Origin of the sequence: Enterobacter cloacae complex sp. 2024EL-00227 (assembly GCF_043945315.1) — a bacterium.
Classification (GTDB): Bacteria; Pseudomonadota; Gammaproteobacteria; order Enterobacterales; family Enterobacteriaceae; genus Enterobacter; species Enterobacter roggenkampii.
On the sequence record NZ_JBIMQP010000001.1, the window covers coordinates 492,223 to 512,478 of the forward strand.

26 protein-coding genes and 2 pseudogenes are annotated in these 20,256 nt (G+C 56.2%); 3 read left to right on the forward strand and 25 right to left on the reverse strand.

Going from position 1 to position 20,256, the window contains the following annotated elements; all coding sequences use genetic code 11:
- The first annotated feature begins 42 nt into the window (after positions 1-42).
- On the forward strand, positions 43-1,743 hold the full coding sequence (gene dgcQ, locus ACHH0Z_RS02175) for a cellulose biosynthesis regulator diguanylate cyclase DgcQ (RefSeq protein WP_395149487.1): 1,701 nt from the start codon (positions 43-45) through the stop codon (positions 1,741-1,743).
- Here the strand turns inward: dgcQ and ACHH0Z_RS02180 are convergent.
- Positions 1,728-2,528 (reverse strand): mannosyl-3-phosphoglycerate phosphatase-related protein, encoded by an 801-nt coding sequence (locus ACHH0Z_RS02180; protein WP_045407525.1) that lies wholly within the window; start codon positions 2,526-2,528, stop codon positions 1,728-1,730. The genes dgcQ and ACHH0Z_RS02180 overlap by 16 nt on opposite strands.
- A gap of 301 nt (positions 2,529-2,829) precedes the next feature.
- Positions 2,830-3,057 (reverse strand): YodD family peroxide/acid resistance protein, encoded by a 228-nt coding sequence (yodD, locus tag ACHH0Z_RS02185; protein WP_008500310.1) that lies wholly within the window; start codon positions 3,055-3,057, stop codon positions 2,830-2,832.
- A gap of 136 nt (positions 3,058-3,193) precedes the next feature.
- Here yodD and dsrB point away from each other — a divergent pair, with 136 nt between their 5' ends.
- Complete coding sequence (gene dsrB, locus ACHH0Z_RS02190) at positions 3,194-3,382, forward strand: protein DsrB (protein WP_008500312.1); 189 nt, start codon at positions 3,194-3,196, stop codon at positions 3,380-3,382.
- 107 nt (positions 3,383-3,489) lie between these two features.
- Here dsrB and rcsA read toward each other — a convergent pair whose 3' ends face one another.
- The 14 genes and pseudogenes from rcsA to fliF form a co-directional block, all read right to left on the reverse strand.
- Positions 3,490-4,113, reverse strand: coding sequence for a transcriptional regulator RcsA (gene rcsA, locus ACHH0Z_RS02195; protein ID WP_008500313.1), 624 nt, complete (start codon positions 4,111-4,113; stop codon positions 3,490-3,492).
- A gap of 287 nt (positions 4,114-4,400) precedes the next feature.
- Positions 4,401-5,193, reverse strand: a pseudogene (gene fliR, locus ACHH0Z_RS02200) (flagellar biosynthetic protein FliR); the annotation flags it as partial.
- A 7-nt stretch (positions 5,194-5,200) separates the two neighbouring features.
- The gene (gene fliQ / locus ACHH0Z_RS02205; protein ID WP_008500315.1) at positions 5,201-5,470 is read right to left on the reverse strand and encodes a flagellar biosynthesis protein FliQ; all 270 of its coding nucleotides are present in this window, start codon (positions 5,468-5,470) and stop codon (positions 5,201-5,203) included.
- Positions 5,471-5,479: 9 nt separating this feature from the next.
- On the reverse strand, positions 5,480-6,217 hold the full coding sequence (fliP, locus tag ACHH0Z_RS02210; protein WP_008500316.1) for a flagellar type III secretion system pore protein FliP: 738 nt from the start codon (positions 6,215-6,217) through the stop codon (positions 5,480-5,482).
- The gene (gene fliO / locus ACHH0Z_RS02215; RefSeq protein ID WP_021241389.1) at positions 6,217-6,591 is read right to left on the reverse strand and encodes a flagellar biosynthetic protein FliO; all 375 of its coding nucleotides are present in this window, start codon (positions 6,589-6,591) and stop codon (positions 6,217-6,219) included. The genes fliP and fliO overlap by 1 nt, the downstream gene beginning before the upstream one ends.
- Before the next feature lie 2 nt (positions 6,592-6,593).
- A complete protein-coding gene (fliN, locus tag ACHH0Z_RS02220; protein WP_008500318.1) occupies positions 6,594-7,007 on the reverse strand; it encodes a flagellar motor switch protein FliN in 414 nt (137 codons plus the stop codon).
- Positions 7,004-8,008, reverse strand: a complete 1,005-nt coding sequence (fliM, locus tag ACHH0Z_RS02225; RefSeq protein WP_008500320.1) for a flagellar motor switch protein FliM — start codon at positions 8,006-8,008, stop codon at positions 7,004-7,006. The genes fliN and fliM overlap by 4 nt, the downstream gene beginning before the upstream one ends.
- Positions 8,009-8,012: 4 nt before the next feature.
- Positions 8,013-8,483, reverse strand: coding sequence for a flagellar basal body-associated protein FliL (gene fliL / locus ACHH0Z_RS02230; protein WP_021241388.1), 471 nt, complete (start codon positions 8,481-8,483; stop codon positions 8,013-8,015).
- Positions 8,484-8,589: 106 nt separating this feature from the next.
- Positions 8,590-9,822 (reverse strand): flagellar hook length control protein FliK, encoded by a 1,233-nt coding sequence (fliK, locus tag ACHH0Z_RS02235; protein ID WP_021241387.1) that lies wholly within the window; start codon positions 9,820-9,822, stop codon positions 8,590-8,592.
- A complete protein-coding gene (gene fliJ / locus ACHH0Z_RS02240; protein WP_021241386.1) occupies positions 9,819-10,262 on the reverse strand; it encodes a flagellar export protein FliJ in 444 nt (147 codons plus the stop codon). The genes fliK and fliJ overlap by 4 nt, the downstream gene beginning before the upstream one ends.
- 21 nt (positions 10,263-10,283) lie before the next feature.
- A complete protein-coding gene (gene fliI, locus ACHH0Z_RS02245) occupies positions 10,284-11,654 on the reverse strand; it encodes a flagellar protein export ATPase FliI (RefSeq protein ID WP_395149488.1) in 1,371 nt (456 codons plus the stop codon).
- Positions 11,654-12,361, reverse strand: coding sequence for a flagellar assembly protein FliH (gene fliH / locus ACHH0Z_RS02250; RefSeq protein WP_008500326.1), 708 nt, complete (start codon positions 12,359-12,361; stop codon positions 11,654-11,656). The genes fliI and fliH overlap by 1 nt, the downstream gene beginning before the upstream one ends.
- Complete coding sequence (gene fliG, locus ACHH0Z_RS02255; RefSeq protein WP_008500327.1) at positions 12,354-13,352, reverse strand: flagellar motor switch protein FliG; 999 nt, start codon at positions 13,350-13,352, stop codon at positions 12,354-12,356. The genes fliH and fliG overlap by 8 nt, the downstream gene beginning before the upstream one ends.
- Positions 13,345-15,024: a flagellar basal-body MS-ring/collar protein FliF gene (gene fliF / locus ACHH0Z_RS02260; RefSeq protein ID WP_021241384.1), complete on the reverse strand. Its 1,680-nt coding sequence runs from the start codon at positions 15,022-15,024 to the stop codon at positions 13,345-13,347. Before fliF ends, fliG begins: the two co-directional genes overlap by 8 nt.
- A gap of 228 nt (positions 15,025-15,252) precedes the next feature.
- On the opposite strand from fliF, the gene fliE reads away from it, so the two are divergent.
- Positions 15,253-15,567: a flagellar hook-basal body complex protein FliE gene (gene fliE, locus ACHH0Z_RS02265; protein ID WP_008500329.1), complete on the forward strand. Its 315-nt coding sequence runs from the start codon at positions 15,253-15,255 to the stop codon at positions 15,565-15,567.
- A 26-nt stretch (positions 15,568-15,593) separates the two neighbouring features.
- Here the strand turns inward: fliE and ACHH0Z_RS02270 are convergent, their stop codons facing one another.
- The 9 genes and pseudogenes from ACHH0Z_RS02270 to ACHH0Z_RS02310 form a co-directional block, all read right to left on the reverse strand.
- Positions 15,594-16,889: a site-specific integrase gene (locus tag ACHH0Z_RS02270; protein ID WP_045407522.1), complete on the reverse strand. Its 1,296-nt coding sequence runs from the start codon at positions 16,887-16,889 to the stop codon at positions 15,594-15,596.
- Between the two features lie 45 nt (positions 16,890-16,934).
- The gene (locus ACHH0Z_RS02275) at positions 16,935-17,180 is read right to left on the reverse strand and encodes an excisionase family protein (RefSeq protein ID WP_024198029.1); all 246 of its coding nucleotides are present in this window, start codon (positions 17,178-17,180) and stop codon (positions 16,935-16,937) included.
- Between the two features lie 8 nt (positions 17,181-17,188).
- The gene (locus ACHH0Z_RS02280; RefSeq protein ID WP_045407519.1) at positions 17,189-17,389 is read right to left on the reverse strand and encodes a hypothetical protein; all 201 of its coding nucleotides are present in this window, start codon (positions 17,387-17,389) and stop codon (positions 17,189-17,191) included.
- Positions 17,390-17,502: 113 nt separating this feature from the next.
- A complete protein-coding gene (locus tag ACHH0Z_RS02285; RefSeq protein WP_045281533.1) occupies positions 17,503-17,880 on the reverse strand; it encodes a hypothetical protein in 378 nt (125 codons plus the stop codon).
- A gap of 103 nt (positions 17,881-17,983) precedes the next feature.
- On the reverse strand, positions 17,984-18,256 hold the full coding sequence (locus tag ACHH0Z_RS02290; RefSeq protein ID WP_039023866.1) for a hypothetical protein: 273 nt from the start codon (positions 18,254-18,256) through the stop codon (positions 17,984-17,986).
- A gap of 9 nt (positions 18,257-18,265) precedes the next feature.
- Positions 18,266-18,516: pseudogene (locus ACHH0Z_RS02295) on the reverse strand (DUF4222 domain-containing protein).
- Positions 18,497-19,153 carry an AP2 domain-containing protein gene (locus tag ACHH0Z_RS02300; RefSeq protein WP_052672912.1) on the reverse strand — a complete coding sequence of 219 codons (657 nt, stop codon included), beginning with the start codon at positions 19,151-19,153 and terminating at the stop codon, positions 18,497-18,499. Before ACHH0Z_RS02300 ends, ACHH0Z_RS02295 begins: the two are co-directional and overlap by 20 nt.
- Before the next feature lie 5 nt (positions 19,154-19,158).
- The gene (locus ACHH0Z_RS02305) at positions 19,159-19,908 is read right to left on the reverse strand and encodes a hypothetical protein (protein WP_045407516.1); all 750 of its coding nucleotides are present in this window, start codon (positions 19,906-19,908) and stop codon (positions 19,159-19,161) included.
- The gene (locus ACHH0Z_RS02310) at positions 19,905-20,126 is read right to left on the reverse strand and encodes a TraR/DksA C4-type zinc finger protein (protein ID WP_045407513.1); all 222 of its coding nucleotides are present in this window, start codon (positions 20,124-20,126) and stop codon (positions 19,905-19,907) included. Before ACHH0Z_RS02310 ends, ACHH0Z_RS02305 begins: the two co-directional genes overlap by 4 nt.
- Between the last annotated feature and the right edge of the window lie 130 nt (positions 20,127-20,256).

A 20,256-nucleotide genomic window follows, 5' to 3' on the forward strand; every position in this document is an offset into this window, starting at 1 on the left:
TATCTCAGGTTTCGGGTATAGAGCAGTAATCAGGGAGTGTGTGTGCAGCGCGATACCTTTGTTGTAAGACAAACTTTTTTGCAATGGCTGCATAAGCGTAGCAATCCGGGGCGGATTGTTAATCTCTGTTTTCTGATCGTTCTGGTGTTTTCCACGCTCCTGACCTGGCGTGAGGTGGTGGTGCTGGAAGAAGCGTACATCTCCAGCCAGCGCAACCATCTGGATACGGTGGCCAGTTCGCTGGACAGGCAGTTACAGAACAGCGTTGACAGGATGCTGTTATTCCGCCAGGGCATGCATGATGCAATCGAGACGCCGCTGGCCTTTGATGTCCTACAGGACGCGGTGTCACGCTTTAACACCGTCCGCATGCTCCCCACCTGGCAGCTCGCCGTTGATAAAAAGCGCACCCTTCCCATCAACGGGGTCTCGGATGCGTTCGTGGATAAAACCACGCTTCTGAACCGGGACGCTGAGCGCATCAGTCATGAAATTTCTGCCGCGCTCGAAGTGGGGTATCTGCTCAGGCTGGCGTCATCGAGAGCGCAAACGGAAGCGCGGGTGATCTACGTCTCCCGCGCCGGATTTTTCCTTTCCACGGATACGCCGGATCGGGCGGGTGATATTACCGCCCGCTATTATAATCTGGTCACGCAGCCCTGGTTTACCCAGCAGTCAGAACGTAACAACCGCGCCCGCGCCGTGCGCTGGTTTATCTCCACGCCTTCATCCTGGACCGGGGATGAACGCACGATCACCGCCAGCGTTCCCATCTATTTCGATCATTACTGGTACGGCGTCGTGGCGATGGATTTTACATTAGACACGATGCAGCGTTTGCTGACCGACGCGACGGAAGACCGGACGGAGGGGGAGTATCAGCTGTACGATACCCGGCTTAATATGATTGCTACCTCAGCCCACGCGGGAAGCCCGGTTAACCAGTTTGACGAACGCGAAACGGCGCAGATTGCCCAGGCGATTGAGCACGATACCGGCGGCGGTATCCGCCTCGGGAGCCGGTTTATCACCTGGGAGCGGCTCGATCATTTCGATGGCGTCGTCCTGCGGATCCACACCCTGCACGAAGGGGTGCAGGACGACTTCGGCAGTATCAGCATTGTGCTGGCGCTGCTGTGGGCGCTCTTTACCGCCATGCTGTTGATCTCGTGGCTGGTGATCCGTCGGATGGTGAGTAACATGTATACGCTTCAGCACTCGCTCCAGTGGCAGGCCTGGCACGATCCGCTGACCCGATTGAATAATCGCGGCGCGCTGTTCGACCGCGCAAAATTGCTGGCGGAAACCTGTCGTCAGCAGTCGCTGCCGTTCTCGGTGATTCAGATCGATCTCGACTATTTTAAAAACATCAACGACCGTTTCGGCCATCAGGCCGGTGATAAGGTGCTTTCCCATACGGCAGGCGTGATTGCCAGCGCGTTACGCAAGAATGACGTGGCCGGACGCGTCGGTGGCGAAGAGTTTTGTGTTGTCCTTCCCGGTCTTGGTCTGGAGGAGGCGAGAGGCGTCGCCGAACGCATTCGTTGCCGAATCAACAGTAAGGAGATCCTGGTGAAGAAGAGCACAACCCTGCGCATCAGCGCGTCACTGGGCGTCAGCAGCGCGGATGAAACGGGCAATTACGATTTTGAACAGCTGCAGTCCGTGGCGGACGCCCGGCTGTATCAGGCCAAGCAGAGCGGGCGTAACCGGGTCGTGTGGCGGGATCAGGACAGGAAATGATCCAGCCCCTCCTGCCAGCCCGCAGGCCCGGGCTGTTGGGTGTGATAGACCCGCGCGGGATTATCGTCCCGTAGCGTGATGCCCTGGCGGTTAATCCCCTTGATCACCACCGCGAAGTCCATGCTGTCGAGCAGCGGCGCATCGTTGGGACCGTCGCCGAGCCCTAGCGTGGTGGGTTCAATGTCTTCCTGCTCGCGATACCGTTCAATCAGCCAGTTAACCGCCACGTCTTTACCGCAGCGGGCGTCCAGAATATGCCAGAAGCGCGCCCCCTGCAGGCATTGCAGGCCGCTGTGCGCCAGTTCCTCTTCAAACTGAAGCAAGTTCTCGTCGGTATCGCGCCAGATCAGCGTGACGGAGGCTTCGTGCTTGCGGGCAAGCGTCGAACGGTAGCGCGTCAGTCCGGTCCACTCGCTAATAACGTGCTCATCCACATCGTCAAAGGTGGTGAGTTTAAAGCCCGTCTGCAGGCGAATCTGCTCGATCCGCGGACGAATATCCCGGTGCGTCATCCCTCTAATCTGACGCTGGATATTGTCCCAGCGCACGTCAGGCTGAATCACCGCGCCGTTCTCGGCAATAAACGGCAGGCCTTCCAGCCCCAGATCCTGCTGAATATCCAGCATCTCTGCCGCGGTTTTGCTGCTGCAGAGAATGATCGGAATCTGGTTATCCTGCAGCCTGTCCAGCCAGGGCATGGCGGGTTGCCAGTCATAGGTATGAATATCCAGCAACGAGCCATCCAGGTCGGAAAAAATCAGCAAGGTATCCCGCAGTGAAGGCATAGTGACTCCCGGTGACGGATGCGTTTCTCTCTAAGAAAATTCCTAAAAAATATCCGAATTGTTAACCGGAGAAATGAGAGTATTCCCTGGCAAACCCGCATTCGGCGTATGTTATTGCTCATAACCAAAAGCATTATGTTAAAAATATTATATTCATCCTAAGAATATATGCTTGTCAGACAAATTCGTTGGGGATAGTGTGGCATGTACATCAGATTTCCTGGTGTAACGAATTTTCAAGTGCTTCTTGCATAAGCAAGTTTTGATCCCGGTCATCCCCATGACCGGGATTTTTTTCGCCCTAACGATTGGCTTCCGACACGCTAAAGTCGTGAATATCGAGCTCGAAGGCCTCGGCCAGCTCGCGATAGGTGTGATAATCCCTTCCGTTGACAATGACGCGGTCCGAATTGTCGTCCGAGCGGCGGACTTCTGACTCGCTGATCTCATTGATGGCGGCCAGCAGGGCATCGACATCCACCTCGACTTCGCGCTTGATGGTATCGCTGTACTCTTTATCGGTCTTCATTGCGGGACTCCTCTTTCAACCTGCAAACGTGTCCAGGGTTAAGTATAGCCTGTGCATAAAAACGCCATTCACGCCGGGCGGCGATGTGCGTTTTTGCGTTTTGTTCTACACTGGCTCAAAACCAGAGGAGGAATGTATGAAGGTCAACGATCGGGTAACCGTTAAAACGGACGGTGGGCCGCGCCGCCCGGGTGTGGTGCTGGCAATTGAAGAGTTTAGCGAAGGTACAATGTACCTGGTATCACTGGAAGACTACCCGCTCGGCATTTGGTTTTTTAACGAACTGGGGCATCCGGACGGGATTTTTGTTGAGAAGGCAGACTAGCACGGCGTCGGGTAGCACATTGCGTGCCCGACACCCGCTGTAAAAGCAAAAATCTCTGGCCAGGCCAGAGATCAAAGGTAGGGTGCACAGGGTCTTTTCTTAAGCGACTAACGCATGTTGACGAAAATCCCGTTCGTCACATTATCGGTCAGGCGTACCACGTGGTAGATCACTTGCTTATTATGCGTTTTAATTTTCCGTTTAATATTTCCTTTGTGTGATGAAACGGTTTTCGCTTTAATATTCATCTGGTCGGAGATCTGAATAGTTCCTTGTCCCGCCATCCACATTCGCAGCATACTTGATTCAGTCCTGCTTAATGATAGGGTGGGTAAGTTAACCGCTCCTACATTTTTAACTTCTTTATTCAAATAATCACCCAAAATGTCATCCAGCGACTCGGGTTTAATCGATTTAGAACTGATCAATAAATTTTTACGGACCAACAAATACTCATCGAAATGGATATTCGCGATCGCCATAAAAACAATAAACAGGGTTTTTGGATGCTGATTAATGATTTGCTTAATGTGCTGACTGTTGGCTGGATCGTGAATGAAACAGTCCTCATTAATAAACACCACGCCTGGTTTTAGTTCGTCACAAGCGGCTGCGAGTTCGTCAACGGTGTGTGCATCGTTGATGTCTCTCTTTCTTACCCCTCTGCTTGCCAGGTACCCGGTTAACCCTAGCCGGGTGTAGCTGCATAAATCCATAATGATCGTTGACATGGCATACCCTCACTCAATGCGTAACGATAATTCACCATCTGCCTGAGAGCTCAAAACAGCCATACGGGATGGAAAAAAATAATAAACCTGTGAGCATGACAAAGACTTTCAGGCGGACTCACTATCCCGTAAAGTTACGTATAATTTGCCAGGAATCTTCTTAAAGTAAAGTAAATATTAAGTATTGTGAGGTGGTTAGAAACAATTAAACCGCGTCAGATATATCCTGGAAGATGTTTTTCGCGTTTTATTTTAGGAATATCCTCAGAAAGACAGTAACAACAGTGCGGGCTATTATTTACGTGGCAGTTCGCTGACAATATCCGCTAACAGGTTGAATATCTCGCCGAATAAATGTTCACAGAAGGGAGCGATAAGTGGCATCAGTAATGACATTAATAAAATTCCGACCGTCAACGTCAGCGGAAAACCAATGACAAACACCGAAAGCTGCGGTGCCATTCGGTTGAGTAAACCTAACGCCAGGTTGACGGTCAGCAGCAGGGTGATGATCGGCAGCGCCAGCATCAGCCCGTTGAGGAAGATCAGCCCCGCCGCGCGGGTGAGCGCCAGAAACGCATTGCTGTTCACCGGATTTTCGCCAATCGGCAGCGTATGGAACGTGTCCACCAGCATGGAGATAAGCCACAGATGGCCGTTGAACGACAGGAACAGCAGCATGGCGAGCAGATCGATAATGCGCGCCAGCACGGGCATGTTGAGATGACTGCCAGGGTCAACAAACGTGGCGAACGATAGCCCCATCTGCAGGCCAATCAGTTCCCCCGCGGTACGCACCGCGGCAAAGGCGAGCTGCATGGTAAAGCCAACGGCGACGCCAATCATCACCTGCTGCAGGGCCACCCATACGGCATTCGCCGAGAAGATCGGAATATCCACCGGCGGAAGAGACGGGGCGACGATAATGGAGATGATGATGCCCAGCCCCACTTTGACACGCTTGGGGATCGATTTCTCGCTGAGAATGGGGGCGGTGGAGATCAGCGCCATGATGCGCAGCATCGGCCAAAAATAGACGCCGAGCCACTGAACCCACTGGTCGCTGGTGAAGTGCAGCATCGTCAGGTCAGCCGATGATGTACGGCAGGTTGGTAAACAGGTTGCGCATATAGTCCAGCAGCAGGTTCAGCATCCACGGCCCGGCCACGATAATCGCCACGAACACGGCGATGATTTTCGGGATGAATGACAGCGTCATTTCGTTAATCTGCGTGGCGGCCTGGAGAATACTGATAATCAGACCGGTAACCAGCGCGACAAGCAGCAGCGGCGCGGCAACGGCAATCGCGATTTTCATCGCCTCCGTGCCCATCATCATGACCGATTCGGGTGTCATTGCCGTTCCTTAACTGTAGAAACTCTGCGCCAGCGAGCTGACCAGCAGCTGCCAGCCGTCGACCAGCACAAAGAGCATGATCTTAAAGGGCAGGGCGATGGTCGCGGGCGGCACCATCATCATCCCGAGCGCCATCAGGACGCTGGCGATCACCAGGTCAATAATCAGGAACGGAATAAAGATGGTAAAGCCAATCTGGAATGCGGTTTTCAGCTCGCTGGTCACATACGCGGGCAGCAGAATACGCATGGGCACCGCTTCCGGTCCCTGCAGCTCGCCGGTGTTGGACAGGCGGGCAAAGAGGGCCAGGTCGGCTTCGCGCGTCTGACGCAGCATAAATTCCCGCAGCGGCTGCGCGCCTTTATCCAGCGCCTCCTGCATAGAGATTTTATCTTCGCTGAACGGCTGGTAGGCGTCGGTGTAAATCTTATCGATCACCGGCGACATAATGAAAAAGGTCAAAAACAGCGCCAGCCCGAGCAGAACCTGGTTTGGCGGAGCGGAAGGGGTGCCGAGCGCGTTTCGCAGCAGACCAAAAACGATGATGATGCGGGTGAAGCTGGTCATCATCAGCAGGATGGCCGGAATAAACGTCAGCGAGGTGATGAACACCAGCGTCTGAACCGGAAGCGACCAGCTTTGGCCGCCGCCCGCGAGCGGGGTAGAAACCAGACCGGGCAGTTGCGCATAGACCGCGGGAGCAAACAGGCCAACGCCCGCAAGCGTCAGGGATAACAAACGGCGCATCAGGATCTCCCGGAACGCTTAAGCAAACTCTTCATCACGGACTGGAAATCCGCAGGGGCCTCTGCACGCTCGTCCACCACAGCAGGGGCGGGCGGCAGTTTATGTAACACGCTGATGTTTGACGCCGTGACGCCCAGGACCAGGCGCGCATCGTCCACCTCGACGATGACCACGCGTTCACGAGGCCCCAGCGTGGTGCTGGCGCTGACCTTCAGCCCGCGGGCACCGGCGGTTTTCCCCGCCAGGCCAAAGCGCTTCGCCAGCCAGGCGGCGATAAGAATAAAGGCAATAATACCGAACAACGCCCCGCTCACCTGGAGCAGAGGCGAGCCGGGAACGGCAGAAGGTTGCGATACTGTTGCCTGGGTTTTCATGCTTAACGGCTCAGACGACGCATACGTTCAGACGGGGTAATGATGTCGGTGATGCGTACGCCGTATTTATCGGCCACCACCACCACTTCACCCTGAGCAATCAGATAGCCGTTGATCAGGATATCCAGCGGCTCGCCGGCCAGACCGTCAAGGGCTACTACAGAGCCCTGCGTCAGGCGCAGCAGCTCTTTAATGGTCATGCGGGTGCGTCCCAGCTCAACGGTCAGCTTAACCGGGATATCCATAATCAGGTCGATATCCTGCAGCGTGCCGCTGACGTCACCGCCGCCGAGCTGCTGGAATACGGCATCCGCTGCGCTTTTGGCCGGGGTCGCTTTTTGCTCGTTTAACGCGTCAGCCCACAGATCGTCCAGTGCTCCGCTGTTTTCATCGGACGGATTGTTCATGTCACTCATTTGGGCTGTTCCTCATTCAGCGAATTCAAAATCGGGTTGATCAAGTGCTCAACGCGTAACGCATACTGACCGTTAATCGTGCCGTACTGGCTTGTCAGCACGGGGACACCATCCACATGGGCAATAATGCGGTCGGGTTTTTCTATCGGCAAAACATCACCGGGTTGTAATTTCAGGATCTGAGATAACCGCAGCGGGATATCGGCGAAGCTCGCCACCAGCTCAAGCTGCGAATGCTGGACCTGGCGGACCAGGTTTTCACGCCAGTTCTGGTCTTCGTTGCGGGAGTTCTCCAGCGGCGGGTTAACCAGCAGCTCGCGCAGCGGTTCGATCATGCTGAACGGCAGGCAGATGTTGAACTCGCCGGTCAGGTTACCGATCTCCACGTGGAACGGCGTATTCACGACGATATCGTTCGGGGAGGTGGTGATATTGGTAAATTTCACCTGCATCTCAGAACGGACGTACTCCACTTCCAGCGGGTTAATCGCTTTCCACGCGTCGCTGTAGGACTCCAGCGCCAGCTTCAGCATGCGGTTAATGACGCGCTGTTCGGTGTGGGTGAATTCGCGACCTTCTACTTTGGTCGGGAAACGCCCGTCGCCGCCGAACAGGTTATCCACCGCGATGAACACCAGGCTTGGCGAAAACACCACCAGACCGGTGCCGCGCAGCGGCTTCAGATGAATCAGGTTAAGGTTGGTTGGCACCGGCAGGTTGCGGGCAAACTCGTGATACGGCTGAATGCGGATCGCACCGACCGTAATATCCGGGCTACGACGCAGCAGGTTAAACAGCCCCATACGGAACTGACGTGCAAAACGTTCGTTAATGATCTCCAGCGCCTGCAGACGTTCACGTACCACGCGACGCTGGGTATTCGGGTCATAGGGACGAATATCGCTATCGCCGCCAATACCCGGTTGCGGATCATCACTTTTATCGCTGTCGCCGTTGAGCAGCGCATCGATTTCTGCCTGAGAAAGAATACTGTCGCCCATGTCGTTACCGCAGAATGAAGGCTGTATACAGAACGTCAGTGACTTCCTGCTTAGGTTGGCCGTTTACCAGCGGAGTCGCCAGCGTTTGTTTAATGGCGTCGACCAGCTTTTGCTTACCCACATCGGTGGCCAGCGCCGAAGCGTCCTGACGAGAGAACAGCAGCAGAAGGCGGCTACGCACCTCCGGAAGATAATCATTCAGACGCGCGCGCGTGGCTTCATCCTTCAGGCGCAGCGTAATACCGACATACAGCACACGATCCGCGTCACCGAGGTTCACGGTGAAGGTGTCCAGAGGGAAAAATACCGGCGCCGGCGGTGGTGCAGGTTCGGCTTTGGCCGCAGCGGTCGAAGGTTCCTGCTGCATACGCCAGTAACTATAGCCCGCGGTAGCGCAGGCGGCGAGCGTGATCAACACCAGCAGCGGGATCCAGATGGAACGCTTACTTTTTTTGGTGATAGCGGAGTCAGTCATCTGATACGAGCTTCCTGTTTCGGTACAGCTTAATAAGGTGATTATCCCGTGTCCTGCTGTCGTCAAAGCGTGGAAAAGACGGGGATAATCACGCTACCTCTGGCGTTTAGGCGAAGATGTCTACGGCACTGTTACCGCGCGCGGCGGATTGCAGAGCGGCAGGGACAGGCAGTAACTCATCGCTCTCGTCATTAAAGCCGCCGGTGTTGCCGGAACGCGAAGCCTGGTGCTGCTGCTGGGATGAGGACTGCTGCTGCCCGGCAAAGCTCTCGCTGCTGACGCTGCTTTGCGCAAGCTGAATGCCGTTCTCCGCCAGTGAGGTTCGCAGGACCGGCAGCGCGGCTTCCAGCGCCGCACGGACATGGCTGTGCGCAGAAACCATCTGCAGCTGCGCCTGGTTATCATCCAGCTTAAGCGAAATTTGCACCTGACCCAGATCTTCCGGGTGCAGACGCAGCTCGGCCGTCTGCTGGCCCTGTTTAGTGAACAGGGTGATGTGTTGGCTCAGGGACTGCTGCCATTCATGCGTACCCAGAGGCTGGCTTAACACCGGTGCGGTGGCGACGGTGGCGGCCGTCTGACTGGTCGCATGGCTGGACATAATCGGTGCCAGGGTCGCCGTCGGTGAGGCTGAGGAGGAGGAACTGGCAAGCTCCTGCTTCTCTGCCGTTGCGGCCACGGCCGGCGTGGCCGGCGCGTTACCCGACAGGGCCGGGTCGCTGTTTTTCGCCTGGCTCTGATAAGGCGCAGCACTCTGGGCTTTATCATGGCTTCCCGGAAGCGCGTTCAGGGACGGCTGGCCCGCGCCGTTTTGCGTCAGCGCCGCTGAACTCAGCGTTGCGGTGGCGGACACACCGTCACTGCCTGCCGCACGTGAGGTGCTGGTCTGCTGGTGCGGCAGCATGGCCATCAGCGCGCTTAACCCGGCCAGCTCCTCTTCGCTCAGCTCGCTTTTGCCGTCATCTTTGCTGTTGACCGCATTAAGCGTTTTCAGGGCATCACCCTTTGACAGCGGCACCAGCCCGGTTACCAGCGTATCAAGCGACGTAACGGGCGACGTTTCATCGCCATTCAGCGCAGTTTGACGCGAGAGCAGGTCGGCAATTTTGGCCTGCAGGGTGGTATCCCCTTTAGCGTCCTGAGCAACGTGGGACAGCTTGCTGCCGGCGGCTTTCAGGTCAGCCAGCGTCAGGGGCGCATCGTTGCCCTTGCCCGTCGCGTCCGACAGGGCGCCCGCGAGCAGCGCGAGAAAGTCCTGTGCACCGTCGGTGCCTTTTCCTGTCTGCGTACCGCCTGACAGGTCGCTGTCGCTCATCAGCAGTTGTTGCAGTGTGATCATTCCGGTTTCCTCATTGATGCGCGCTGGGCAAACTCATCCATTTTTTTCTGATCCAGGCGGTTTTCCGCCAGGGTCGTTGCCGCAATCTGTCGGTCCTGTAAGGTCTGCCAGGCCTGCAGTCGCTGCTTCTTCTCGCGCCAGAAATTCAGCGCGGTATCGACTTTCTGGGTCCACTGGTGAAGCTGCTGGCGATGCTGATCTATCGCCTTCTCCAGCGTCTGGATAAACTGCTGATAGTTAATCCAGCGCTGGCTTCCAATGCCCTGTGTCATATCGGTATTGAGGTTGGTGCGATATTCATGCTGATAGTCGATTAACATCTTCAACTGTTCTTCAGCCTGCTGGCACCCGCGTCGCATTGCGCCAAGCTGCAATGCGGCATCATCAACTTCTTTTTCAGCCAGATCTTTCAGCGTTGATAACGCGCTGTTTTGCGCCATGACCTTCGCCCTCCACCTGTGTTACACCTGCGGGAAAATCAGCTCCAGAGCCTGAATTGAATCTTCCCAGTCGGCACGTTCAAAAATGCCTTGTTGCAAAAATGCCTCCAGCTGCGGCCACAGGGTAATCGCTTTGTCGAGCATCGGGTCGCTGCCTTTGGCATACGCCCCCACGCTGACCAGATCGCGGTTGCGCTGGAAGCTGGAGAGGAGTTGTTTAAAGTTACGCACGCGGGCGTAGTGTTTCTCGGTTATCAGCGCGGTCATCGCGCGGCTGATAGAGGCTTCAATATCTATCGCCGGATAGTGTCCGGCTTCGGCCAGACGACGAGACAGCACGATATGACCGTCAAGGATCGCGCGCGCGGAGTCGGCAATCGGATCCTGCTGGTCATCGCCTTCGGTCAGCACCGTATAGAAAGCGGTGATGGAGCCGCCGCCGCTGATGCCGTTCCCCGCACGTTCCACCAGGGCAGGGAGTTTGGCGAAGACCGAAGGCGGGTAGCCTTTGGTCGCCGGTGGCTCACCGATAGCCAGCGCGATTTCACGCTGCGCCATCGCGTAGCGGGTCAGCGAATCCATGATCAGCAGCACGTGCTTGCCGCGGTCACGAAAATCTTCGGCGATGCGGGTGGCATAGGCTGCCCCCTGCATACGCAGTAACGGCGACACGTCCGCCGGTGCGGCAATGACCACCGAGCGGGCACGGCCTTCCGCACCCAGAATGTTTTCAATAAAGTCTTTTACTTCACGACCGCGCTCGCCGATCAGGCCCACGACGATCACATCGGCCTGCGTATAGCGCGCCATCATGCCGAGCAGGACGGATTTACCCACGCCTGACCCGGCGAACAGGCCCATACGTTGCCCGCGTCCCACGGTCAGCAGGGCGTTAATCGGTCGCACGCCGGTGTCGAGCACATGCTCGATAGGGGTACGCTGCAGGGGGTTAAACGGCTGGGTAATTAATGCGCCGGTTTCGGTGGTGTCCGGGGAGGGCAGCCCGTCGAGCGTCTTCCCGCTGCCGTCCAGCACGCGACCCAGCAGGGCAGGACCAAGCGGCAGCTGTTTCCCGCTTTGCAGCCCATCGCCGGACGTGTTTTTGGCATATACGCGCGCGCCGGGCAGAATACCTTCCACCTCTTCAAGCGGCATCAGGAACAGGCGCTGGCCGTTGAACCCGACCACTTCGCTTTCTACTTCACGCGTTTCCAGACCGTCCTGACGCTCAATCACGCAGGTCGCGCCCAGCGGAAGCTGCAGGCCGGTGGCCTCCAGGACCAGACCGGTGGCGCGCGTCAGCCGCCCATAACGACGAACAGAGGGCAGTTGCGCCATCTTCGTCTCAAAGTTGTCGAGCGTGGTGAGCCAGCGGGTGAGGCGTGCGGTCATCAGACGACTCCCGGTGCCGCCAGGCGACACAGTTCCTGCCAGCGGGTGGCGACGCTGGCATCCAGATCGCCTTCATCGGCAGAAACTTTGCAGCCGCCGTGATGTAACGACGGGTCGCCGCGCAGACGCCAGCCGTGCAGGTTTAGCGTCGCACCCAGGCTCTCTTCCACGCGCTGCAGGTCGTCCGGGTGGACGCGCAGCTGCGGCTTCCCGCTGAACAGCGGCTCCTGCTGCAGCAGACCCTGAATTTGTTTGATTAGCGCCGTGTTATCCACGACGGGCGTCTGGCCGATCACCTGACGCGCGGCTTCCAGCGCCATCTGCATCAGTCGCGAGGCGATCACGCTGTCCAGCGCGTCCAGCGTGTGCTGAAACTCGCTGACCAGCTGCTGCATGCGGGCATGGATCGGCGCCTGCTGCTGGCGCGCCTGATCGATACCGTGCTCTAACCCTTTCGCCAGGCCTTCCTGATACCCCAGCTCGTGGCCTTTCTGCCGGCCTTCGTTCAGACCGGCATTGTAGCCCTGCTCGTGCGCCTGCATTTGCAGCTGAGCCAGCATTTGCGCCTGCTGCTCCTCTTCGCTCAGCTCGGGCTGCTCGACGTCCGGGTCAAGCGCCTCGGTCGGGATCGCGGCTGGCGTGAACTCGGAGAGGGGAGGGGCCAGATCGTCCGGCGTCCAGCGCTTCCACGGCAGCTCATTAGACATAGGTGTCGTCTCCGCTGCCAATCACCATCTCGCCGGTTTCCGCCAGACGACGAACGATAAGCAGAATGGCTTTCTGTTCGTTTTCCACCTGAGACAGACGAACCGGACCACGGTTGGCAAGGTCGTCGCGCAGGATATCGGCCGCACGCTGAGACATGTTGCGCAGGAACTTCTCGCGCAGCGGCTGCTCGGCGCCTTTGAGGGCGATAAGCAGCGACTCGGAATCCACTTCCTGGAGCAGGCGCTGGATGCTGCGGTCGTCCACTTCGACGAGGTTTTCGAACAGGAACATCTCGTCGATGATTTTCTGTGCCAGCTCGCCGTCGAATTCGCGAACCGCCGTAATGACGGCCTCTTCCTGCTGCGTTTTCATCAGGTTGATGATTTCTGCCGCCGTTCTCACGCCGCCCATTTTGCTGCGCTTGAGGTTCTGGCCGTCGAGCAGGTTGTTCAGCACCTCGGTCAGCTCCGCCAGCGCGGCAGGCTGGACGCCGCCGAAGGTGGCGATACGCAGCATCACATCGTGACGCAGGCGCTCTTCGAACAGCGCCAGAATATCGGCCGCCTGACCACGTTTGAGGTGGACAAGGATGGTGGCGATAATCTGCGGGTGCTCGTCGCGAATAAGGTCGGCGGCACTCTGCGGTTCCATAAAGTTGAGCGTTTCGATACCGCTGGCGGTATCGCGCGTTTCCAGAATATCTTCCAGCAGGCTGGCGGCACGCTCTTCGCCCAGCGCCTTGACCAGCACGGAACGCAGGTAGTCGTTGGCGTTGACGTTCAGCGCGGCAAACTGTTCGGCTTCCTGCTCAAACTCCGACAGCACTTCGGTCAGCTGCTTGTTGGAGATTTGACGCACGTTGGCCATCGCCGCACTGAGAATTTGCACTTCCCGCTGGGAGAGGTGTTTAAACACCTCTGCCGCGCGATCTTCGCCAATGGTCATCAGCAGGATGACGCTTTTATCGGTGCCCGTAAGCGTATTACTCATGTTCGTTACCCATCCACTGACGGATGACCAGCGCCACGACGCGCGGATCGTTATCTGACATTTCGCGAATGCGCTGGCTCATCACCTCGGCACCCATGCGCTGGTTAGCGCGGCGCTGCTGCATCTGTTCATCTTTGCTGAGGCGCACTTCAACCGCTTCTTCCGTTTCCTGACGCGCATTCATCTGCTCGCGAGCCGCTTTTTCGGCTTCAGCACGGCGCTGGAGCTGAGGACGAACGCCCTTGCGCCACAGCAGCCACGCGACAATCAGCACCAGCAGCCAGCGTCCTGCGGACATCAGCTGGTCGATAAACGCCTGCTGTTGCCAGAACGGCAGTTCACCGCCGGTCTCTTCCACCGAGTTGAACGGTGAGTTCACCACGTTGAGGGTATCGCCGCGCTTCTCGGAGTAACCCATCGCTTCACGGGTCAGGTTTTCAATCTGCTTCATCTGCTCGGCGGTCAACGGCAACGGTTTGCCATCCGCCAGCGTTTTGTAGTTCACCACTACCGCCACGGAAAGACGCTGAATATCGCCCACGTTCAGTTTAGTGTGGCGAATCGTTCTATCCACTTCGTAGTTCGTGGTTTCGTTACGGCTGCTGTTTCGTGGACCGCTGTTCGTCGCCGTTGAGGTGGTCTGCTGGTTATTCTGCTGGCCGTTCTGCTGATTGGCCGGCGGCGTAGAGATCGGCGCCGCGTTAGCCGGGGCAGGCTGGTTAGACAGCGCGCCCGGCACGCCGCCCGGGTTTGCGCCGCCAATCTGCTCGCTGGTGTTGATCTGGCGCGAACGCATAACCGCCTGCGCCGCATCGCCGTTCGGGCTGTACTGCTCTTCGGTTTGTTCTTTATTCGAGAAGTCGATCTGCGCGGTCACCTGCGCGTGCACGTTGCTGTTGCCCACCACCGGACCCAGGATCGCTTCGATACGACGCTGGAGACGGCTTTCCACATCAGCGGCATATTTCAGCTGCGCGTCATTCAGATCGCGACCGGCGGTATTGGATTGCGTCAGCAGGTGACCGCTCTGGTCAACCAGCGTCACGTTACCCGGCGGCAGACCGGCGACGGCGCTGGAGACGAGATGCGTCACCGCGCTGATTTGCCCTTCGTCCAGCGCGCGGCCTGGCTCAAGGTTCACGGTCACGGAAGCCGAAGGTGATTTCTGTTCGCGGACAAATAAGGAAGGTTTAGGCATCGCCAGGTGCACGCGGGCACTCTTCACCGGGCCTAATGTTTCAATGGTGCGGGCCAGCTCACCTTCCAGCGCACGCTGGTAGTTCACCTGCTCGCTGAACTGGCTGATACCGAATTTTTCCTGATCCAGCAGCTCAAAGCCTACCGCGCCGCCCTTCGGCAGCCCCTGCTGGGCCAGGCGAAGACGCAGTTCGTGCACCTTATCTGCCGGGACCTCCAGCGCACCGCCATTATCGGCAAAGCGATAAGGGATGTTCATCTGGGTCAGCTGGGTGACGATGGCGCCGCCATCCTGATCGGAAAGGTTACTGTAGAGCGTCCGGTAATCAGGGCTTTTCGCCCACAGGACCATCGCTACAAGGATCGCAATTGCGGCAGCGCCTGCCACGATCAACGGGATTTTAGGATTCGCGCGAAGGCGGTTCATCCACTCGAGTGATTTATTCTGCGGCGCTGTCGATGCTGTTGCACTCATTGCGCACCTCTTAAATCCTGGTGGTTTACGTTATTCGTGTAGAGAAACAAAACTGACTCCCGGGTCGGCAAACACGACAAATGTTCCATATTGATGGCCCTGCCATTATTTGATGATTCGTGATTTTCTATGCGTCAAATAACCTGGTTTTTTCATGCTATTTACCGCCATTATCTTATTGACAAGCTGTTAGTCTTGACCGCGTAAAAAACCATCCAGGGGAGAGTCATGGCTATACAGGGCATTGAAGGGGTAATCAGTCAGCTGCAGGCAACGGCGATGACGGCCCGTAATCAGAATGTGGCAGATCAGCAGCCGAGCATCAGCTTTGCAGGGCAACTGCATGCCGCTCTTGACCGTATCAGTGATACCCAGACCGCAGCGCGCACGCAGGCAGAAAAGTTCACCCTCGGCGAGCCGGGTGTGGCGCTGAATGATGTGATGACCGATTTGCAAAAAGCCTCGGTTTCCCTGCAGATGGGGATCCAGGTGCGTAATAAGCTGGTGTCGGCTTATCAAGAGGTCATGGGCATGCAGGTTTAGGTTAGCTAACCTAATGATATTTATAATTAATAATCATCCGATCCCACTGCGTGGGGCATGGATGGGGCAAACTCACTCAGTTTCTGGTTGAGGATGAGTACCTGGTCCTGGTTATTTTCAGCCATCCAGGATCCGTACACCCGGTAAACCATTTGCGCGTCGGTGTGGCCCATTTGCTTCGCGATGAAGTTCGGGTTAGCACCGGCGGCCAACGACCAGCATGCATACGTGTGTCGGGACTGGTATGCTCTGCGATAGCGAATCCCGGCGCGTCGCATTGCTGCCTCCCACGACTGGTTGATCGACCCCACCGCGTAATGATGCCCTGCACGGCCATTGCGCAAACCTTTTTGTGGGTTAAACACAAATGTGCACGGATGCACTTCTGTGCGACCAAACTCTCGCAGTTTCACCTCTAACTGATACTGCTTACCCAGGCGTGTTAGTTCGGCCTGGTTCTTCAGCACGTCAATAGCTGGCTGAATAAGGTTGATGATGCGGTTTGTCCCGGCCTCGGTTTTCGGAAGGGTAAACTCCTTCGTCAACGTGTGGTTTCGGCGGATCATCATCGTTCCTGCTTTCAGGTCGATATCTTCCCAGGCCAGCGACACCAGTTCACCGTGGCGCACGCCTGTGTACACTGCCAGCGACCACATGTTTTTCAGTTGCTGGGTGGCGCAAGCGTTAATCAGCCTGACAAACTCATCGCGGGTGAGCGGATCAGGCTCGCAACGCGAACGTTTGAGAAGGGCTATCCCGGTGAACGGGCTTACCTTCACATAACCACTTTCAGCAGCGAACTTGAACATGCCAGCCATGGTCTTCATGTAGTTGTTGACCGTTCTGACTGTCCTTCCCTTTACAGGCGTACGATGCCCCGCCTTCAACGTCTGATAACCGGTCAGCAATTCCTTCCTGATAAACAGCAGGTCTTCCTGCGTCACCGCAGAAACCAGCCTGTCCCCGCCGATCCGTGGCACCATATTGCGCGTTATAGATGTATAACGAGACATCGCGTTGGTGCTGATCTCCATGCGTTTCAATTCCAGCCACTTATTCGCCAGTTCCAGCACTGTGATTTCCTTGCTCTCCACTCCAAACTTTCTCAGGTTCGGCGAGTCAGGGAACTGTGCGGCATAGTTGAAGTTGCCGGTCTTTATCGAAAAGCACACCGACGCACGCAGCTCGCCAGCGACTTTCCTGTTTTTTGGTGTATCCGGCACGCCGAGGCTTTCACGTACCCGGCTGCCTTTATAGATGAACCATATGCGGAGCGTACCGCCATGATTCTCCACGCCTGTTGGGTATGCTGACTTAGCCATTATTCCCTCCTGACGTCCAAGAGCCCGCTAAGCATAAACGGATCCTCATTGGCGCGCACCTGGCTGTTTCTTTTTGAGGCTCTCAACCCACTGGTCGATCGCTTTGTGGTTATACAAGCACTCGCTGTTTTCCTTTGGGACACTGTCCGGCGACATGTGGACGTACTCCCTGCCGCAGAGCCAGCTTTTTTTACGGGCCCGCGCTATCGTTCCCGGGCGTAGCCCTGTCATCTTCACAAGCAGGTCTTCTGTCACCCAGTCACTGGGCACGATTTGAATAATTTCGCTCATGGTCGCTCCTATGACATCGTTTTATAAAACTGCGGCTGGTCTGGAGTGGCCGCGCGCAATTCGTATTCGTAATGGATCTGATAAGTGCCGCCATCCCAAGCGACATAAACCCGGGCCTTATCGTTTTCCGGTTCCATCAGGCTTTCGACTATCCCCGTCAGTCCGCCGGTCTTCTTCTGGACTATTGCGCCCACATTAAAAGCAGCCATTGCACACCTTCCGGTTCGTGAAGAAATGAGATGAGAGCGCCCAGCGCCATAAGTGCGGCGATGAGCCAGGTCATGGGATTTGATTGCATGGGGCGCTCCTGCTGTAAAAGTGGTTAGCGGATATCGATGTCAGGGATGATTACGGAAGGTTTGAAGGTGACGCGATAATGGTTCACGCTGGCGTTCGTGCCGCTCAGATCTTCCATGAACCAGGTCACGTTATCTGATAGGCCGAGCATGTGCTTTTTGTAGACGCCCGGCCCGGTCTTGCAGATGACGCCCAGGGTACGATCGGTGCTGGTATTGTCTTTGGAGCAAAGTCCGGTGATCTCCAGCATAAATTCGCCGGTAATGCCGTTATAAAAAACAAAGCGACGCTGAGCTTCGAAATTGTCCGCGGCTTTGCTGACGTTGCGGCTGGCCACATCCGCATCATTCACATCACACGCTGACAGCGCCAGAACAGCCAGGAGCAGTAAACCTTTTTTCATTTTGTCACCTGTAAAAAGAAGCCCGGCGCGGGGCCGGGCAAAAGGGATAACGGAGCAGTGCTTTCGCACCCAATAGCCAGCTCATAACTGGCTATCAGTTGCGTCAGCGCAATAATCCAAGGTCGTAGTTGAGGTTCTCAAGGCATTCTCGGTCCTGCTCGAAGCAGTAATCCCACAACTCCTGATCGTGCCATTCCCGAACCAGTTGCCACTTCCAGCCGCCGTCATGCTTCACTCGGCGGACCTTTCGCTTAACGATGGCGTCCTGGTCGAAAATCACTCCCCAACCTGAACCAATGCCATTGCGTAGCACATCCAGATCAACCTCGATAACGCGGAACAGCTTCGGTAGCTTCGGTAACTCTTCAATGCGCATAATTCCTCCTCATGCCGCACGCTGGGCGCGCAGCTTCTTCAGGTGTTTGCTGTTTCGATTTCTTCGGCTATCCGCTTAGTCTGTGCTTTGGTCAGCGGCTCGAATTCATGCTGAAAGCGGCCCATGCTGGCGATGCAGGTGCGACCGTTGCGGATGTAGTGGATGACTTCGTGGGTAGCGCGGATGATTTTGCAGGGTGCGCCGTGGCGATCAGAGTAATAATCATCAGAAATCGGTAGGTTAGAAATCAGACTCTGCATGTTTCTCATCTCTTTTAGCTCGGGCTAATTGATGAGCGGCGGACGCCTCCTCCTCGGTGTCGAATCTTCCAAGAGAGGTTCTTTTCCCATCAATTGAGATGTGCGCCTCCCATCGACCATGCTTGGTAAGGCTAACCCCTTTGCAATTTGATGTGCAGCCACTCCTTTTCCTCTGATTCTTGGTCTGATCAGACTTAGTGGCCCATCGACAGTTCCCGGGGAAATACCCAAGATTATTGTCAATCCTATCGATGGTCATTCCGCGTGGTCTTTCACCCATATCAGCAAAGAACTCGCTGAATTCATGCCAGCGGTCACAAACAGTAATCCCACGACCTCCGTAATTTTTGTAATTTACGTTGCTGGGGTTTTCGCACCGAGACAGCATTGCGCACCACGTTCCATAAGTTTCAGAACCATGCTGGCCATGCTTAGTTCTGAGCCTGACGGAAACCTCCCGGCTCAGGCAGCCGCAAGATTTCGTAAGGCCAGATTTAACCCTGCTGATAACTGCGACGGTCTCATTTCCGCATTCGCAGATGAACTTACCTTTCCTGTTCTTGCCGCTCTCCCTTGGAAGACGCTCGATCAGCGTTAGGCGCCAGCGCTTTTCCCCTTCTGAAAAATTCTCAATCATGTGAATTAACCCTCTGGATTATCCTGAACATTGGGAACCACCTTAAATTCGATTACCCAGACCCATGGGTTCGCCTGCCAGTTTTCTTCCCCGTAGATCGACTTCCACAGATCTTCCCACACCTGAAAGCCATAAGTGGCAGGGCGGAAGTCGTAAAGACCGCAGCCGATTTCCTTACAGATATCCCCAAGGGTAATGGCCTGCAATCGCTCCACCCGAACGCCGGTAACTTCCAGCAGAATGCGACAGGCTGCGCGAGGCATGTGGATAGATGGCTTCCAGCACGAACGGCCATCTTCATAGCCATCGTCGTCACCCCAAGTAAACTCTCCATCTGCTGCGTAAATAGCGTGACCAGTGTAGTAACCATTACCAAACGGCATTTCGTGAATGGCTGTGGCAGGACGGTCAGGGCTCCATGGTTGAATGCGACCGTCCTCATCCAGTTCATGACTCACTACGCCCCACGTCTCCCGCACCCAGATGCGATCGCCGACGGCACCGAACGGGCAGGTATAGCCTTCATTCTCATCAGCAACGCCAAACACATCTTTCTTTGCAGGCTGCAGGTATCCGTTTTTATCGACCATGCCAGGCGTGTACCAGTGGGCGTTTAAATCCAGATCGTAACCGTTATGTGTTGGGTGGAATCCATCAGACGGCTGAACTTTCATGATGCGCCGCGTCTGCGTCTTCCGGCCGTCGAGGATGGCGCGAACCATCTCGCCGTTAAAAATCATTCCGCGCTCTTTCACTGGATCCCCCTCTGCTTATTCCTCAATTCGATGACGCTCTGGCACTCCGCGCATGTCTGGCAGCCGGGAACGGCAGCGCGCCGCGGCTCGGGAATTGGTTCTTCGCATTCTTCACAACGCTCAGCTGATACGGCGTTATGGTTGATCCGGTGAGCGGAAAGGGCAGCGTTACGCTGAAGCTCTTCAATCTCTGCGGCGGTGTCGATGATGTCAGCCATTTCGTGCCCTCCTGCGTTTCTTGGCGGCTCGACGCGCCGCTGCAATTCCAGTTTTTCCACCACTAACCGGATAGCTATTCCCGATATAAAGGGAAGGGGAAATTTCTGCGATGCTCCACGATTTAAGTGA

What these genes read in the sequence shown, in the direction of transcription:
- ACHH0Z_RS02180 (WP_045407525.1), bottom strand. Translation starts at nt 2,528, where the DNA reads ATGCCTTCACTGCGGGATACCTTGCTGATTTTTTCCGACCTGGATGGC.
- yodD (WP_008500310.1), bottom strand. Translation starts at nt 3,057, where the DNA reads ATGAAGACCGATAAAGAGTACAGCGATACCATCAAGCGCGAAGTCGAG.
- dsrB (WP_008500312.1), top strand. Translation starts at nt 3,194, where the DNA reads ATGAAGGTCAACGATCGGGTAACCGTTAAAACGGACGGTGGGCCGCGC.
- rcsA (WP_008500313.1), bottom strand. Translation starts at nt 4,113, where the DNA reads ATGTCAACGATCATTATGGATTTATGCAGCTACACCCGGCTAGGGTTA.
- fliQ (WP_008500315.1), bottom strand. Translation starts at nt 5,470, where the DNA reads ATGACACCCGAATCGGTCATGATGATGGGCACGGAGGCGATGAAAATC.
- fliP (WP_008500316.1), bottom strand. Translation starts at nt 6,217, where the DNA reads ATGCGCCGTTTGTTATCCCTGACGCTTGCGGGCGTTGGCCTGTTTGCT.
- fliO (WP_021241389.1), bottom strand. Translation starts at nt 6,591, where the DNA reads ATGAAAACCCAGGCAACAGTATCGCAACCTTCTGCCGTTCCCGGCTCG.
- fliN (WP_008500318.1), bottom strand. Translation starts at nt 7,007, where the DNA reads ATGAGTGACATGAACAATCCGTCCGATGAAAACAGCGGAGCACTGGAC.
- fliM (WP_008500320.1), bottom strand. Translation starts at nt 8,008, where the DNA reads ATGGGCGACAGTATTCTTTCTCAGGCAGAAATCGATGCGCTGCTCAAC.
- fliL (WP_021241388.1), bottom strand. Translation starts at nt 8,483, where the DNA reads ATGACTGACTCCGCTATCACCAAAAAAAGTAAGCGTTCCATCTGGATC.
- fliK (WP_021241387.1), bottom strand. Translation starts at nt 9,822, where the DNA reads ATGATCACACTGCAACAACTGCTGATGAGCGACAGCGACCTGTCAGGC.
- fliJ (WP_021241386.1), bottom strand. Translation starts at nt 10,262, where the DNA reads ATGGCGCAAAACAGCGCGTTATCAACGCTGAAAGATCTGGCTGAAAAA.
- fliI (WP_395149488.1), bottom strand. Translation starts at nt 11,654, where the DNA reads ATGACCGCACGCCTCACCCGCTGGCTCACCACGCTCGACAACTTTGAG.
- fliH (WP_008500326.1), bottom strand. Translation starts at nt 12,361, where the DNA reads ATGTCTAATGAGCTGCCGTGGAAGCGCTGGACGCCGGACGATCTGGCC.
- fliG (WP_008500327.1), bottom strand. Translation starts at nt 13,352, where the DNA reads ATGAGTAATACGCTTACGGGCACCGATAAAAGCGTCATCCTGCTGATG.
- fliF (WP_021241384.1), bottom strand. Translation starts at nt 15,024, where the DNA reads ATGAGTGCAACAGCATCGACAGCGCCGCAGAATAAATCACTCGAGTGG.
- fliE (WP_008500329.1), top strand. Translation starts at nt 15,253, where the DNA reads ATGGCTATACAGGGCATTGAAGGGGTAATCAGTCAGCTGCAGGCAACG.
- ACHH0Z_RS02270 (WP_045407522.1), bottom strand. Translation starts at nt 16,889, where the DNA reads ATGGCTAAGTCAGCATACCCAACAGGCGTGGAGAATCATGGCGGTACG.
- ACHH0Z_RS02275 (WP_024198029.1), bottom strand. Translation starts at nt 17,180, where the DNA reads ATGAGCGAAATTATTCAAATCGTGCCCAGTGACTGGGTGACAGAAGAC.
- ACHH0Z_RS02280 (WP_045407519.1), bottom strand. Translation starts at nt 17,389, where the DNA reads ATGGCTGCTTTTAATGTGGGCGCAATAGTCCAGAAGAAGACCGGCGGA.
- ACHH0Z_RS02285 (WP_045281533.1), bottom strand. Translation starts at nt 17,880, where the DNA reads ATGAAAAAAGGTTTACTGCTCCTGGCTGTTCTGGCGCTGTCAGCGTGT.
- ACHH0Z_RS02290 (WP_039023866.1), bottom strand. Translation starts at nt 18,256, where the DNA reads ATGCGCATTGAAGAGTTACCGAAGCTACCGAAGCTGTTCCGCGTTATC.
- ACHH0Z_RS02300 (WP_052672912.1), bottom strand. Translation starts at nt 19,153, where the DNA reads ATGATTGAGAATTTTTCAGAAGGGGAAAAGCGCTGGCGCCTAACGCTG.
- ACHH0Z_RS02310 (WP_045407513.1), bottom strand. Translation starts at nt 20,126, where the DNA reads ATGGCTGACATCATCGACACCGCCGCAGAGATTGAAGAGCTTCAGCGT.